This is a genomic window from Candidatus Pristimantibacillus lignocellulolyticus, assembly GCA_023639215.1.
Taxonomy (GTDB): Bacteria; Bacillota; Bacilli; order Paenibacillales; family Paenibacillaceae; genus Pristimantibacillus; species Pristimantibacillus lignocellulolyticus.
On the sequence record CP097899.1, the window covers coordinates 2,379,740 to 2,396,327 of the forward strand.

The 16,588-nt window shown below is 41.3% G+C and carries 12 protein-coding genes; 11 read left to right on the forward strand and 1 reads right to left on the reverse strand.

Going from position 1 to position 16,588, the window contains the following annotated elements:
* Window positions 1–12: 12 nt before the first annotated feature.
* Window positions 13–2,310 carry a fibronectin type III domain-containing protein gene (locus NAG76_10095; protein ID URN96540.1) on the reverse strand — a complete coding sequence of 766 codons (2,298 nt, stop codon included), beginning with the start codon at window positions 2,308–2,310 and terminating at the stop codon, window positions 13–15.
* A 1,388-nt stretch (window positions 2,311–3,698) separates the two neighbouring features.
* On the opposite strand from NAG76_10095, the gene NAG76_10100 reads away from it, so the two are divergent.
* The 11 genes from NAG76_10100 (at window position 3,699) to NAG76_10150 (ending at window position 16,550) form a co-directional block, all read left to right on the forward strand.
* Window positions 3,699–5,003: a purine/pyrimidine permease gene (locus tag NAG76_10100; GenBank protein ID URN96541.1), complete on the forward strand. Its 1,305-nt coding sequence runs from the start codon at window positions 3,699–3,701 to the stop codon at window positions 5,001–5,003.
* A 213-nt stretch (window positions 5,004–5,216) separates the two neighbouring features.
* On the forward strand, window positions 5,217–6,653 hold the full coding sequence (locus NAG76_10105) for a helix-turn-helix domain-containing protein (GenBank protein ID URN96542.1): 1,437 nt from the start codon (window positions 5,217–5,219) through the stop codon (window positions 6,651–6,653).
* Window positions 6,654–6,832: 179 nt separating this feature from the next.
* Window positions 6,833–7,537: a purine-nucleoside phosphorylase gene (gene deoD, locus NAG76_10110; protein URN96543.1), complete on the forward strand. Its 705-nt coding sequence runs from the start codon at window positions 6,833–6,835 to the stop codon at window positions 7,535–7,537.
* A gap of 44 nt (window positions 7,538–7,581) precedes the next feature.
* Window positions 7,582–8,622 carry a BMP family ABC transporter substrate-binding protein gene (locus NAG76_10115; protein URN96544.1) on the forward strand — a complete coding sequence of 347 codons (1,041 nt, stop codon included), beginning with the start codon at window positions 7,582–7,584 and terminating at the stop codon, window positions 8,620–8,622.
* 10 nt (window positions 8,623–8,632) lie between these two features.
* Window positions 8,633–10,171: an ABC transporter ATP-binding protein gene (locus tag NAG76_10120; protein URN96545.1), complete on the forward strand. Its 1,539-nt coding sequence runs from the start codon at window positions 8,633–8,635 to the stop codon at window positions 10,169–10,171.
* On the forward strand, window positions 10,168–11,238 hold the full coding sequence (locus NAG76_10125; GenBank protein URN96546.1) for an ABC transporter permease: 1,071 nt from the start codon (window positions 10,168–10,170) through the stop codon (window positions 11,236–11,238). The genes NAG76_10120 and NAG76_10125 overlap by 4 nt, the downstream gene beginning before the upstream one ends.
* Window positions 11,228–12,160, forward strand: a complete 933-nt coding sequence (locus tag NAG76_10130; protein URN96547.1) for an ABC transporter permease — start codon at window positions 11,228–11,230, stop codon at window positions 12,158–12,160. Before NAG76_10125 ends, NAG76_10130 begins: the two co-directional genes overlap by 11 nt.
* 19 nt (window positions 12,161–12,179) lie before the next feature.
* Window positions 12,180–13,130 (forward strand): nucleoside hydrolase, encoded by a 951-nt coding sequence (locus tag NAG76_10135; GenBank protein ID URN96548.1) that lies wholly within the window; start codon window positions 12,180–12,182, stop codon window positions 13,128–13,130.
* A gap of 89 nt (window positions 13,131–13,219) precedes the next feature.
* Window positions 13,220–14,407 carry a phosphopentomutase gene (gene deoB / locus NAG76_10140; protein ID URN96549.1) on the forward strand — a complete coding sequence of 396 codons (1,188 nt, stop codon included), beginning with the start codon at window positions 13,220–13,222 and terminating at the stop codon, window positions 14,405–14,407.
* Between the two features lie 102 nt (window positions 14,408–14,509).
* Entirely contained in the window at window positions 14,510–15,133 is a 624-nt protein-coding gene (locus NAG76_10145) for a GyrI-like domain-containing protein (GenBank protein URN96550.1), read from the forward strand.
* A 187-nt stretch (window positions 15,134–15,320) separates the two neighbouring features.
* Entirely contained in the window at window positions 15,321–16,550 is a 1,230-nt protein-coding gene (locus tag NAG76_10150; GenBank protein URN96551.1) for an S-layer homology domain-containing protein, read from the forward strand.
* The last annotated feature ends 38 nt before the right edge of the window (window positions 16,551–16,588 follow it).

A 16,588-nucleotide genomic window follows, 5' to 3' on the forward strand; every position in this document is an offset into this window, starting at 1 on the left:
TCACATACCTCCCTATTTCAGCTTCCACAGGGCAGGAACGTTGGAAGGTTCCCAGCCTAGCAGAGAGGTATGATTTTGTCGGCAAATATAGGTGCTGCCGCCGTAGGTCACTTCATCGTCAGTCTTGTAGCTGATGCCTGCAGCCCAAGCTGTAGCGTCACCACCGCCACCACCGGAGCTGTCGGTCGCCGCTTGAATCGAAGTAGCTGCCGACATGTTGCCTGCCGCATCCTTCGCCGTTACTGTAAAAGTGTACGTTGTACCAGCAGACAGGCCGTTAAGTGTCGCGCTCGTTCCCGTCACATTGACGGAAGTGCTACCGTAGCTTAACGTGTAGCCGGTGACACCAGTTGCATCCGTGGATGCTGTCCAGCTCAAGCTAACGCTCGAAGTGGACTTGTTCGTTACTTGTAGATTGCTTGGTGCAGTCGGAGCCGTCACATCATTGCCTCCTCCTGAGCCAGAGCAGTCGCTAATATATTTCCAGACACCAGACGAGCCGCTTAAATCAGGGCGATCGCCTTGTGTCCACCACTTAGCTTCATACACTTTGCCGTTGTAGGAGATACGCTGCCCTCCTGTGTAAACCGAGCTTGCATTCCATGTAGCGTCCGTACAGGTGTTGCCGTTACCTCCGGAGCTGTCGGTCGTCGCTTGAACCGTAGCTGCCGCTGATAAGTTGCCCGCCGCATCCTTCGCTGTTACCGTGAAAGTATATGTTGTGCCGGCAGACAGACCATTAATAGTTGCGTTCGTGCCCGTTACGTTTACCGATGTGCCACCATACGACACGGTATAACCGGTCACGCCCACATTGTCCGTAGATGCGGTCCAGCTCAGGTTGACACTGGAAGTGGACTTACCCGTTACTTGTAGGTTGGTTGGTACAGTCGGTGCAATTGTATCTACAGGTGGGAGAGCCGTTTTCACCGTCACGGCATTGCTTGCATTCGACAGGTTGCCTGCCGCATCTCTTGCTTTTACCGTAAAGGTATAATCCGTGTTCGCCGCAAGCCCGTTGATCGTTGCGGTTGTGCCGCTGACGTTCACAGTGGAATTGCCGTACGACACTGTATACCCCGTTACGCCTACAGCATCCGTCGAAGCATCCCATGCTAGGCTAACGCTGTTTGTCGTGACGCCCGTCGAACGTAGGTTGCCAGGTACTGTTGGCGCTGTCGTATCTCCGCCACCATTCCCGCCGCTGTATTGATCCAAGTACGTCCGATGATTGCTAGAGAACTCAAAGTTGTTGAATTTATCCCAGTTGATAGACCAAGTCATGAGACCCTTCATATCGGAATAACCAGCTGGATTACGTAAAACATAGCTGCCGCCAAACGATTGTCCCTTGATCAAATAATCAAGTGCCTTCTGAACGTTTGCCACGCTCGTATATCCGCCACCCGCCGCTTGCGGAGAAGCTGGCAAACCGATCAAAATTTGATCTTGTCGCAAGGCTGGGAACATATTGTTAGGATTTCCTGCAATCGGAAAACCTGCGAGAAGCATTTCGGCCATAGCCACTTGGAAGTCTGCCGTACCCTGTGAATAAGACTTGCCATCAAGACCAGTTAAAGGACCCGAATTATAGTGTTGGACGTGCAGGTAATCAAGTTCATTGCGCAGACCGTAAATTACCGGCAAATAAGCGCCCCATGGTCCGCCGTAAGCGGTGTATCCGCCTTGCACATAGGCTGTTTCTGGTGCCATTGTTAGAATAAAGTCCGAACCGGAGCCGCTCATAATTTCCTTAACGGCTGAAATCAGATTTACAATTTTCGGCGTGGTTGGATTTTGAAAGTCATTATCTCCGCTATTTAGGGATAAAGAGCTACCTTCTAGATCGATATCCATGCCATCAAAGCCATAAGTGCTTATCAGGTTTTTCATCGTCGTTACAAAGTTTTGCTTTGCTTGAGTCGTTGTCAATTCAACCGTACCATTCGCTCCACCGATCGAGATGAGTACTTTCTTACCGAGGCTTTGCAGGTAAGCAACATCGGTTTTGAATTCACTCTCCGTTGCGTTATAAGGCGTAAATTCCATGTTGCCGCTCAAAGGTCCGCCCGTCGGTTCAGCGAATGCGACTTGGATGACATCAAAATCTAAAGAAATATCACGTAATTGAATATTGGTGGATCGATTATCGAAGTTATGCCAATAACCTACAATAATTTTACCGTTGGTAGGTGATAGTGCCGAAGCCTGAGGAGCAGGGGCAGCAACCATTACAGTAGTGAATAGGAATGCCAAGACCAGTAACAAGATTAATAAGCGATGAATCCGGGAAATCATAGGAACAGACATGAGCTTACCTCCAATGTAAAATGATTACAAACCTCCCGCGGCGATCACCAAGACAACCAAGCTCAAATGTCGGACGGTAGGTGTGTTTGATTACTTCAAAATCCACATGGCAGGGATATTGGAAAGCGCTCCTAGCCTTGTAGAGAGATGTGATTTTGCCGGAAGTTATATGTTTTGACGCTGTATGTCATCTCGTAGTTGTCTTTCAGCTGATAGCTGCAGCCCATGCCGTAGAGCTACTGCTGCCGTCACTCCCGCAGGAGTAGTCGATCACCGTTTGAACAGAAGTACCCATCAATACGCTTACAGCGTCAGTCGAGGAGTTCAAGCCAAGCTAACGAATTGAGAGCTTATCTGGTTTGAAAAACCATGACGACTATACTCCTTTCATCAAAATGACAGCGCTTTCGTAATGATCGGGATTACATCGAAGTTTTGATCACCTCCTTTTGAGATAAGGTTCAAACACTCGCAAGTGCACGAAAATTCCAAGAATACTAGCGCAAATATTGGATTAATGAAGGCTGGAGTGCATTTAGAAAGTGAGAGAGTTGATTTCGGAAATGTTAGAGGACTCATTGCATAAAATCGAGAGGGTCTACCCTGTTGTAAATACTATTTTCTGTAAAAAGATAATATAATTAAAGGGATAAGTTCTGACTATTGGTGGGATAAATTTAGACAATACTGGAAAGATATTGATTACGATGGTGGAATCTAAAACTAAATATAAGAAGGCTTGCAGCTTATGTAACGGGCTGCAAGCCTTTTTCCTGTCTGGACTAATTAAAATTATTTTTGTGTATCGAAACATAAGAGTAACACCAAGAAAATGATACCATTAATGTGTGGTGAGTTATGTAACAGGAAAGGGTATCATTCTTCGACGTGATGGGCGTAGTAAGACGATTAGTGAAATGATTTCATCTATGTTCAAACAAACTTACTGGAAGTTATATTGTGATGCATATGAGTTTACAGGATGGCCTTTTGTGAATGTCGATTTAGCGTATATCAATCAGTTAATTAATTAGTAATATCCCGGTTTTCTTAAAGACAGTGCCCGTTGTAATTATTTCTACGATTCCATCTAAAAACGACCTAGATAATATTCGCGAATAACTACTTTTATTTAAACGCAAGAAGTGGTTTATATTTGTTTGGCCAATTTTTTTCCGTTCACTACGTAGAACTTTGGTCTAGTTTGTTAAGGTTAAAAACCTTATGCTCAGTGTAGTTTCGGAACTAAATTCTTAATGGCGAGTGGAAGCGAATTCAGCAAGCAAAGAAAGGGAACAATCCTTTTGCAAATGGTCGAAATCGCTTTTAATACAGTCATTGAAGGCAAAGGTATGATAACGCGCTGGTGTAAGAAGGAGAATGAAAAAATGAAGGTAATACTGTCTGGATTACAATGGATGATTTTCATGATTGCCGGTGCTATTGCTGCACCAATTGCCATTGCAGATTTATATAACTTAACACCAATTGAGACATCAGAACTCATTCAGAGCACAATAATTGTATTAGGGATTGCTGGATTTTTACAAGGTCTGTTGGGCCATAAATTTCCTATTCATGAAGGACCTGCAGGGTTATGGTGGAGTATTTTCACGATATACGCAAGTTTAGTGGGGGTATTGTATTCTTCTAATATAGCTGCCTTACAAGCTTTAAGTGGAGGAATGATTATAAGTGGAGGGTTATTTGTCCTTATTTCGGTATTTAAGCTTATGGATAAAATAGCCCGTCTATTTACACCGACAATCACTTTTATATATCTATTCTTATTGATTTTTCAATTAAGTGGTTCGTTTATGAAAGGAATGATGGGGATCACATCCAGCCATACGTTATTAGATGTTAACGTGCTCTTGCTAAGTGTGATTGTGATTTGCATTACCTTTTGGTTAGGAAACTGCCGATTGGCATTGCTGCGCCAATTTTCTGTCATAGTTAGTATATTGATCGGTTGGCTATTGTTTATGATTTGCGGTAAGGTGCCAGTAATAGTACAGGCAGATGCATTAATTAAGTTGCCGAACATCTTCCCGTTTGGGTGGCCGCAATTTGACGGCGGGACGATGACTACAGCGTTCTTGTTAACCCTGTTATTAATCACGAATGCGATTGCATCAATTCGATTGATGGAGACCGTTATGAAGCACAAGCCAATGGATCATAACCGTTATTTGCGTGCCGGATTTGTCTCAGGAATTACACATATTATTAGCGGTTGTTTAGGGGCGATCGGCTCCGTGCCTATTTCGGGGGCCGCGGGATATGTTGAACAGACAGGGACAAGGGAGCGTAGATCATTTTTAATTGGGTGTAGCCTTGTGGTCTTCATTTCCTTGTTTCCGCCAATAATGAACGTTATTTCAGCCATTCCCGCACCTATAGGCTATGCTGTTACATTCGTTATTTTTGTAAAAATGGTTGGATTAGCCTTGATGGAGTTGAAGAAGGTTTTTCATGAGAAGCGAACGTTTATCATTAGTGGGGTTTCTCTTATCTTTGGTGTCGGTCTCATGTTTGTTCCTTCATCAGCGACGAGTCACATGTCTCCGGTCTTGATAGCCATTTTGAATAACGGCCTAATTAGCGGAAGTTTATTAGCAATTATTTTGGAACAAGGATGGATATGGAAAGACAGATTTAATGCTAAGAATTCTAAGAAAATTAATCCTTAATTTGGATGGAGTCTCCTACGGGAATAAGTTTTAATGTCAAAGACACAGGATGCCCAACTCACATTAGGTGAGAGGGTATTCTGTTTTTTTGTGTTAAAAGGTGTATTTAGAATATAGTGTTCACCAATCCATGGTTTAATACAAGATAGTCTACGAGAAATAGGCTGAATAGGTGTATACTACAGAAATAGTTTATAAGGTAGGTGAAAGTGAATGGATAAGGAATTTACATTAGCTAGCCAGCTATTAATATTGCTAGATACAGAACGAAGATGGTTTACCTTGGCTGAAATAGAGAAAAGCTTAGGGATTTCCTATAAAACAATTCGCAAAATGGTTGAGGACATTAGCGAGCAACTACCATCCGCTGTTACCATTGAGGTTTCCAGAGGAAAGGGAATATTTCTTCAACGTGAACGAAGTAAGGCGATTCAAGAAGTGATTTCTACGATGTTCAGACAAACGGTCTTTTACCGTCTAATGAATATATTATTTACGAGTGTAAGTAACCTCTCCATGGAGGAGCTTGCTGCGGTTATGTTTATGAGTACCTCATCTTTGAAAAAGCTGATTGTGCAATTAAATAATCACGATCTTAAGCCGTATAAGCTACGCATAACATATTCCACTCCCACGATTAAAGGGAATGAAATGAACATAAGAAATTTTTATTGGAAACTATATTGTAATGCTTACGAGTTCACAGGGTGGCCATTTGAAAATATAAACTTTGAAGATGCTAATCAGTTAATTACGAATATAGAGCAAGAGAAGAATATTGTATATTTTATAAATTCAAAAAGGAAGTTATCATTTTTGCTGGCGATTGTTATCGCAAGAGTTACGAAAGGGAAATATGTCAAGATTGATGAGTTTGGTTACCCATGGGAAAAGGGAATATTTTATTTGCCCGTGAAAACCTTAGCGAAGGAACTTGAAGAAAAGTACGTTATTCAATTCCCTAATAGTGAAATATTTTTCATACAATCGCAAGTTAGCCTCAGCCAATACCACTATTATGAAGGATCAGACATAACACCAGTGAAAGAAGTCAAACTGCACGAAGATAAAGAAGAATATCAAATGGGCAATCTGCTTATATCGTTATTGATCAAGGCATACCCCGCATTGGATAAGGAAGAACGATTTATATTGGAGATATACGGATTTTTTGACAGGCTATTAATTGATAATGCTATTCCCGATTGGATGACAATATCCAAAAGTCATTTAACGTCATATGTTCAAAAAGAGTGTCAACACATGATTCAGGAATTGCAACTCTGTATGCAAACGTGGAATAAAACCTATCCATCCATTTCGTATAATGATTTTCATATAACTAAGTTGACTTTAATTGTCCGTTCAAGTTTACGCTATCAAACGAAGAGGGCTTTCTTAGTAGTGGGGGAGGAGTTTTCCATTCGTCATTACATCGCAGATTTGATTAAGAAGGAGATAGGTGATCAGTTAATCATAAATACTTCCATTATGAAAGGGCTAACTGACGAAATTATGCAAGAAAATCAAATTGATCTTGTGATTAGTAATATCCCGGTTGCATTAAAGCAGGTGCCTGTTGTGATGATTTCTACAATTCCATCTCCAAGAGATCTAGATAATATCCGCAAAGCGTTAGTCGAATTATAAGCTTATATGTAGAATTATTATCATTTGGTCAAATTTTTCCCATACTCAATATAGGTTTTTGACCTAGTTTATTAGAGTGTAAAACCTTATGCTAAGTTTAGTTTCGAAACTATTCTTTGTTGGCGAGTGGAAGTGATTTCAGCAAGCCTATTAAACAATATAAGGTTGGAGGACAAGGCATGAGCAGGCATTTAAGTGCACAAAAGGGAGAAATAGCGGAACGTGTATTACTTCCTGGAGATCCTTTACGTGCAAAGTTTGTAGCAGAACATTTTTTAGATGAGGCCTATTGTTATAACGAAGTAAGGGGCATGTATGGCTACACGGGATTATACAAAGGCATACCGGTATCAGTTCAGGGAACAGGGATGGGAAATCCATCGATGAGTATCTATGGAACGGAATTGGTTGTTGATTATGATGTGAAGAAATTGATACGTATCGGTACATGCGGTGCAATGCAGGAGGAAATAAAAATTCGTGATATTATAATGGCCCAGGCTGTGTCTTCTGATAGTAATTTGACGGAGAAGGTCTTCCATGGCTGTAATTATGCACCTACAGCAGATTTTACATTGTTAATGAAAGCGTTTCATCAGGCACAAGATAAAAATGTAAATGTCTTTGTTGGTAACATTTATAATTCGGATGAATTTTATCGTGAGACTTTAGAACGACTGAATAAATTTATGGAATTTGGTGTATTGGGCGTAGAGATGGAAAGTACAGCCCTATATACGTTAGCCGCTAAATATGGTGTGAAGGCACTTACCATTTTGACAGTGGGCAGTCAATTGTTAAGACAGGAATTCTTAACCCATAAAGAAAGTGAACAATCTTTTTATGAAATGGTTGAAATTGCACTGAACACTATCATTGATTAGTTAGAGGGCCGAATAAGGAAGAAAATTGAGGGGAGTCATGTAAAATGAAAAAAAGTATAAAAGGTAAGTTTGGCGTAGTACTGTTAGCTTTTGCAATTATTCTAGGGGGCTGCGGTGTAGCTAATACTGGCTCAAAGGGCGAATCAACGAACAAGGATAAACTTTCAGTAGGCTATTATGTAAACGGTAACTTGGGTGACAGTGGGTTCTTCGATTCTGCTAATGCAGGCCTTGAGAAGGCAACGAAAGAGCTAGGTATTGAATTCAAGGCTGTACAAGGCGGAGGGAACCAATCTGACTGGCCTATCGGATTTGAGTCCATGGTTTCAAGCGGCAAATATGAGCTAATCGTTGTTGGTACAAGCCAAATGAAAGAAATTGCAATAGATCTTGCAAATCGTTATCCAGATCAGAAGTTCATTTACTTCGATGAAACAATTGTGGATGTACCTAACATCTACTCTGTAAAATACAACCAACGTGAGGGTTCTTTCCTCGCAGGTGCATTCGCAGCACTCGTTACGAACAGTAATGAGCTCGAAAATGCAAACCCGGAAAAGGTAGTAGGTTTCCTTGGCGGTATGGATATTCCAATTATCAAAGATTTCAAATCAGGTTATGAGCAGGGTGTAGCATATGTTGATCCTGAAGTGAAGGTAATTACTTCTTTCGTGGGTGACTTTATTAATGCTCCAAAAGGTAAAGAGCTAAGTATGGCTCAATATAATTCACAACAGGTTGATATTCTATATTCGGTTGCAGGTCCGTCAGGAATCGGAGCTCTAGAAGCTGCTAAAGAAGTAAATAAATATGCAATTGGTGTGAACAGCAACCAGAACAACGTACAACCAGGCAACGTGCTAACATCTATGCTTAAAAATGTAGATAGCTCAATCTTCCGTGCGATTGATTTATATAAGCAAGAAAAGCTTCCATTTGGAACAAATGAATCCCTGGGCTTTAATGAGGATGGGGTAGGTCTTGCAAAAGACGATCTTTACAATCAATATGTACCGCAAACAATCCGCGATCAAGTAGATGAAATTCAAGCGAAGCTGGTTAGCGGTGAAATCAAAGTACAATAGGAGGTTCACGATGGCAGACCTGCTGGAAATGCGCAATATCCATAAAGTATACCCGAACGGTACAAAAGCCAATAAAGGTGTGTCCTTCTCCGTACGCCAAGGCGAAATTCATGCCTTGGTTGGCGAGAATGGCGCAGGCAAATCAACACTGATGAAAATTTTATTCGGTTTGGAAGCGCCTACAGAAGGAGATATTTTGTATCAGGGTGAGAAGATTACACTGAAAAGCCCAAAGGATGCAATAAAATATGAAATTGGTATGGTTCATCAGCATTTTATGCTGGTACCTTCTTTCACTGTAGCAGAGAACATTGTGCTTGGCATTGAACCTCGTAGAGGTGTAATGTCGGACCGAGGGAAGGCCGTAGCTGAAACCGAGCGACTCATTCAACAATTCGGACTCAAAGTAGATCCAATTGCTAAGGTGGAGAATATTTCAGTAGGACTGAAGCAACGTGTCGAAATTTTAAAAGTATTGTATCGTGGAGCTCGGCTTATCATTCTTGATGAGCCGACCGCGGTTCTTACGCCGCAAGAAACAGATGAATTGTTCCAGTCACTTAAGAAGCTTGTTCAAGAGGGTTATACCATTATTTTTATTACGCATAAGCTTAATGAAGTTATGGGTATTTCCGATCGAATTACGGTTCTGAAATCAGGTAAAACTATTGCAACACTAAATACATCTGAAACGAATAAGGAAGAAATTTCGAGATTGATGGTCGGTCGTGACGTTCTGTTACGTGTTCAAAAAGAGCCAGCTAATCCAAAGGAAAAGGTTTTAGTTTTTGATCAAGTAAGCTGTTTATCGGATACAGGAAGCCAAGTGCTTAAGGATGTGTCATTCCAGATTCGAGCGGGTGAAATCTTTGGGATTGCCGGTGTTGAAGGGAATGGGCAGACGGAGCTGATTGAGGTTATTACTGGTTTTAGAAAAAACTCAAAAGGTAAGATAACTTTCTTGAATCATAATTTGGCGGATCATACGATTCGTGAAATTCGTAATATAGGTATAGGGCATATTGCAGAAGACCGCCAAACACGTGGCGCTTGCTTAACCTCCTCGATTAAGGAAAACTTGATTCTTGACTTGTATCGTGATCCTGCATTTCGTAAAGGACCGTTCCTGGATCAAAGGAAAATCCGCGAGCATGCTCAGCGACTCATTCAGGAATTTAACATTTTGACGCAAAGTGAAGAGACATTAGCGGGTTCACTATCTGGTGGAAATATTCAAAAGATTGTTGTTGCTCGTGAAATTTCAAAAAATCCGAAGTTACTAATTGCTGCCCAGCCTACTCGTGGTGTAGATATTGGCTCCATTGAGTTCATTCATAAAGAAATTGTTAAGAAACGTGATGAGGGAACAGCCGTGCTACTTGTATCTGCTGAGCTAACTGAAGTAATGAGTCTGAGCGATAGAATTGGCGTTATCTATAATGGAGAACTAGCCGTTATTTTGGAAAATTCCGATGATTTGACGGAAGAAGAGCTTGGATTCTATATGCTAGGTATTAAAAAACAAGAAGTGAGGGTGAACGCCACATGAAACAGAGAAATGCAATCTACCTTGATCTGCTAGGTATACTTCTGGCAATTGGGGCTGCCCTGTTCATTGGAATTATCGTAATTTTAGCTATAAGCAATGAGCCGGTAGCGGCATTACGATCATTGTTTATTGACCCTTTTACAAGCTTGTTCAGCTTTGGTTCTGTACTGAATCGTATGGTGCCACTCGTATTTACTGGGCTCGCGATTGTAGTCGTATTCCAAAGCGGAGTATTCAGTATGGGGGCCGAAGGTCAGCTGTATATGGGGGCATTAACAGGTGCACTGGCAGCAGTATATATTCCTGGGTTATCTCCATGGATTCACATTCCATTAGTTATTATCGCTTCAATCATCGGCGGAGGATTGTTTGGATTTATTCCGGGTTTTCTTAAAGCCGTATTTAAAGCCGATGAAATTGTATCCACGCTAATGTTTAATTTTATTGCAGTGCTATTCGTTTCTTTTTTGTTGAACTATGTTCTTAAGGATCCTAATAGTGGTGGTTTTGCTCGATTGCCTTATGTCCAAGGCAGTGCTAAGCTAGGTCAAATTATTCCAGGTATGCCGACGCATGCAGGCTTCTTGATTGCAATCGTAGCATCTATCGTTGTGTATTTTCTAATGTATAAGACGAAAATGGGATATGAGCTGCGTACAGTCGGTAAAAACCCTTTATTCGCTGAATATGGTGGTATTGCAACGAAAAAGGTTATTATGTTGAGTATTGCGATCAGCGGGGCGCTTGCTGGTTTGGGTGGAGCCGTTGAAGTAACGGGTATGCATGGCACGCTTAAAGAAGGCTTCTCTGTAGGTCTTGGCTTTGACGGTATTATTGTCTGCTTGCTTGCACGTAACCATCCGATTGGTGTATTGTTGTCTGCATTCTTCTATGCGTATTTACAGGTTGGCGGACAAGCGATGCAGGCCAACAGCGACGTCCCGCGTGATATTGCTATTATTATTCAGGCATTGCTAGTTCTATTTATTTCTTCACAAGCAATCTTTGCTTATTTGAAGCAAAGAAAATTACGTTCCGCGCAAGGAGGTGCTCCAGTTGCTAAGTAATATTTGGGATCAGACAGCAAATCTAACGCTGATTGTTATACTACTTCGTACACTGCCGCCAATTTTACTAGGAGCCTTGGGCGGACTCATGACAGACAGGGCAGGCGTTATCAACATCGGTATTGAAGGTTTGATGCTCGTATCGGCCTTTGTGTCAATTGCAGTTGGTTCAGCCACAGGCAATTGGTTCCTTGGAGTCGCAGGCGGCACAATGGCATCTATGCTGGTCAGTTACGGAATGGCCTTCTTCTCCTTAAAGATGAAGGTAGACATTATTATTGCCGGATTTGTTGTCAACATTTTTGGTGCCGGGATTACCGTCGTGCTCATGAGTATCTTTTATAATTCACATGGTAGCTATATGCCCTCTGTTCCAGTGAAGATACCGAATGTTGTAATTCCATTTCTGGAAAACATCCCGGTCATTGGCAAACTACTAAGTGGTCATAATCTTATGGTTTGGATTTCTTTTCTAGCTGTTGTTTTTTGTTTCTTCTTGTTGTATCGAACTCCTTATGGTGCACATTTACGAGCAACAGGCGAAGAGCCAAGCGCAGCGCGTTCGCTTGGAATCAATGTTAACCGCATTCAATATTCTGCAATCATTTGGAGCGGCTTCTTCTCTGGTCTTGCTGGCGCATACTTATCCATGGGTATGACAAGCATGTTCGTCAGAGATATGACAGCAGGCACAGGCTTTCTTGCTTTGGCAGTCGTTATTTTTGGTAATCGTCATCCGTTTGGCATATTGGCGGGCTCAAGTGTATTTGCGCTTGCGAGTGCTTTGACGATGATCATTGAGACAACACCAGGCAATGTTATACCAACCCAATTTATTAAAATGGTTCCCTATGTAGTTACAATCGTTGCGTTAGTTATTTACGCAATTAGAAAGAATAGAAAGGCAACGTTAGCATCCTAATTCTTTGGAGGTCATGCATATGTCAGCAGTACACAAAATGATTATCGACGCGGACACAGGCATCGACGACTCAATTGCAATCTTACATGCTTTGAAAGCAAAGGATGTAAGATTGGAAGGGATTACCACGGTATTCGGTAATTCGAGTGTAGATCAAGCTACAGAGAATACGATTCGTCTGATTCAACTTGCCCAGCCAGGTTATGAGGTTCCGGTTGCTAAAGGCGCTGCCAAGCCATTAGTACGCGAATGGGCGGGGCCGGTGGTTCATGTCCATGGTAATAATGGAATCGGTAATGTCGAGCTGCCGCCATCAGGGCAGCAACCGATTGCAGAATCTGCCGCACAATTTATCGTTCGTAAAGCAAATGAAATGCCAGGTGAAATCACATTGGTGACACTAGGACGCTTAACCAATGTAGCACTAGCGTTAGAGCTTGATCCTGATCTCCCTCAGAAGCTAAAGCATGTTGTCACAATGGGCGGTACCGTATTTGCTCCAGGTAATGTTACCCCTGTCGTCGAAGCAAATTTGCGAGGGGATCCGGAAGCGATTGACCGTGTTATTCGTTCTGGTATATCCATGACACTTGTTGGGCTAGATGTAACGATGAAAGCGAAGCTGAATAAGCAGCATTTGGAAAATCTTGCACAGGTGTGCCGTTCTGAAAACACTGCAATTGTGCAATATATGCAAGATGTGATTCAATATTATTTTAGCTACTATAGTCTTGAATGTAATTTAACGGACACTTGTCCGCTTCATGACCCATTGGCCATTCTCGTTGCTCGCATTCCTGAAATCGCAAGGATGCAGCAAATGAAAGTGCAAATTGAATGTGAGGGAACAATTACGGCAGGAGCTGTAATTGCTGATTTGCGGACAAATCCGAGTAATGGAGACGACATTATGGTATGTTTGGATGTCAATCCAGAACAGGTTGTTAATGAATTGCTTTCTGTGTTTTAGTAAAATATCATTGAACTGGAAATGGAGTTGTCCCCAAACGTTTAGAAATTTGCGGGATAACTCTTTTTTCTGTAAGGAGGAGTATTAACATGAAACAAACACCTCGGTTTAAGCGAATTTTCGTCATCGTTATGGATTCTGTAGGCATTGGTGAGGCTCCAGATGCTGAGAAGTTTGGTGATATAGGATCACATACATTAAGGCATATTGCAGAAAGCATGAAGGGGTTACATGTTCCTGTTTTATCTAAGTTAGGGTTAAGCCATATTGAGCAAATACCCGGAGTACCCAAAGTAGCGCATCCTTTAGCTTATTTCACCAAAATGCAAGAGGCTTCAAATGGGAAGGATACCATGACAGGCCACTGGGAGATTATGGGCTTAAGAATTGATGTTCCTTTCAGAGTGTTCCCTGATGGATTTCCATATGAATTAATTAACGAATTAGAACAAAGAACGGGACGAAAGGTAATTGGGAATAAGCCAGCTAGTGGTACAGCTATTCTTGAGGAACTTGGACAAGAGCATTTGAATACTGGAGCACTTATTGTCTATACTTCAGCAGATTCAGTGATTCAGATTGCTGCTCATGAAGAAGTTGTACCTTTGGAAGAGCTGTATCAAATCTGTGAAATTGCTAGAGAAATTACGTTGCGTGAAGAATATATGTTAGGAAGAGTGATCGCTAGACCATTTCTCGGACAGTCTGAGAATTTCAAGAGAACATCGAATCGACATGATTATGCCTTGAAGCCATATGGAAGAACCGTGATGAATGAGCTTAAGGATGCGGGGTTCGATGTACTAGCGATTGGCAAGATTTCAGATATATATGATGGTGAAGGTGTCACCCAGTCTTTGCGCACAGTGTCTAACATGGATGGCATGGATAAACTAATGGAGACAATTCATACTGATTTTACGGGACTTAGTTTCTTGAATCTTGTTGATTTTGATGCACTATATGGACATCGTAGAGATCCGATCGGGTATGGGAAAGCGCTAGAAGAATTCGATAAACGCTTAAACGAAGTTCTCACGGAGTTGAGTGAAGATGATCTTCTTGTAATTACGGCAGACCATGGCAATGATCCCATTCATATGGGTACAGATCATACCCGTGAATATGTTCCTTTACTTATCTACAGCAAGAGTTTCACCGGACAAAGTGAACTACCAGTAAGTAAGACATTTTCAGATATTGGAGCAACGGTTGCTGATAACTTTAATGTAACATCTCCACAATTTGGACATAGCCTATTACAGAAGCTTAAATAAATATAATATAAATAGAAACAGGATATCTCACTTGTATGTGGTGAATATCCTGTTTTTCTGTAAAATAGAACTATATCATAATTATATTAGGAGAAATTAGCTATGAGCAAAAAAATAGAATATAGAAAAGATTTTAAGCACATATACCTGCCAACAACTAACCCCGTTATTATTGATATGAATACGATACCTTATGTAATGGTAAGTGGCTCAGGCGATCCAAACGGTGAAGAGTTCTCCCTTGCGACAGAAGCACTATATCGCTTAAGTTATGCGGTGAAAATGTCTTATAAAAGTGATAACGTACCTGTCGGTTACTATGAATATACAGTTTTCCCGCTTGAGGGAGTTTGGGACTTAGTCGATAAGTCAAAACCGGCAACAGATAAGAGTAATTTAAAATACACGATTATGATACGCCAACCAGACTTTCTGACAGATGAATTATTCATAAAATTTGTTGAGCAGGTTAAAAAGAAAAAGCCAAATACATACCTTGAGAAGTTAGTATTTGGTGAAATGCAGGATGGTTTAAGCTGCCAAGTAATGCACATTGGAAGTTATGATAATGAACCGGAAAGCTTTGCTAAGATGGAAGCATATTGTCAGGAAAATGGATATTTACGTTCAGCTAAAACTCACCGGGAAATTTATCTTTCCGATCCACGCAAGACTGAAATGCAGAAATTGAAAACTGTTTTAAGATTTTCTATAGAAATGCGCTAGGAGGATCTCGAATTTCTTGACACGCACTACTTCTTTAAAGTAGGTATTGAAACTTCATATATAGATGAAAGGCATCATAATCTGATGCTAAATCCATTAAGAATTCATTAAGATTTAACGAGCTAAATAATGGTAATATAATCAAGGGTGTACTAAATAAATCTAGAAGGTAGGTTGAGTAATAGTTATGAAAAAGATATCATTTATTAGTTCTATTTTATTGGTTATTTGTTTAATAATCTCGATGTCATTTGGCGGTAATATAATTACCGCAAAAACGTCAGCTGATTTCACAGACCTTAAAGATTTGGATGCAGCGACGAAGGCTAAGTTTGATGCATTATTTGCTGCAGGCGTTTTTGACGGTGTATCTGATACCACTTTCGGATTGAAAGAAGAAATGAATCGTGCCCAATTTGCGAAAGTAGCAGCGTTAATTACCGGTATTCAGGTTAAACCAGATCTCAAGACATCATCCTTCTCAGACGTAAGTGCAGACGATCCCGGTTACGGATATGCGTTACCATATATTGAAGCGATAAAGGCAGCAGGAATAACGGATGGCGTGGGAGAGGGTAGATTCGACCCTGCGGGTCAAGTGACCAAAGAGCAATTAGCTACATTTCTAGTTAAGATATTAGGTAAGGGAGACGAAGCAAAGGATGCCACAGGTAATATTCCGACCGTTTCAGATTGGGCTCAAGGGTACGTTGCTACGGCTCTCAACCTTGGATTAGTTACTCAGGTTCCTGGTGGTACGTTCGATGGAGGAACACCAGCAGACCGAGGAACTCTAGCTGGTGGTGCCTTCGAAACCGCTAAAAAGATTGAAGAGATTAAACCTCCGAATTTTACTGGAGTAAAATTTGAATCAGGAAGTGTTTTACATTTGGAGTTATCAGCAAAGGTCGATCCAAAGTCTATTGACCTATCTAAGCTAAAAATTGGTGGTATACCGTTTGATCCAACATTAGACAGCTTCAAGCTGTCCGACAATCTGAAGACGATTATTATTAAGTTGCATAATACTTTACCATTCGCTCCGGGCAACATGCCGTTAGTTGATATTAGTGAAGTTTTTCTGAAGACTCTATATGGCACTTCGGTGAAGAATGAGAATCCAAACCCAGGTCCAAGTCCAAGTCCGATCCCAAGCTGGACCCCAAGCCCGTATCCAACGGAAAATCCGTATCCAACGGAAAATCCGAATCCAACGGAAAATCCGAATCCAACGGAAAATCCGAATCCAACGGAGAATCCGAATCCAACGGAGAATCCGAATCCAACGGAGAATCCGAATCCAACGGAAAATCCGAATCCAACGGAGAATCCGAATCCGACAGAGAATCCGAATCCAACGGAAAATCCGAATCCAAACGAAATTCCATATCCTACTGAAGGTCCGAATCTGGACTAAAATCACGAATGACAAAGTGAGTAGTACGGTGGTTGTTA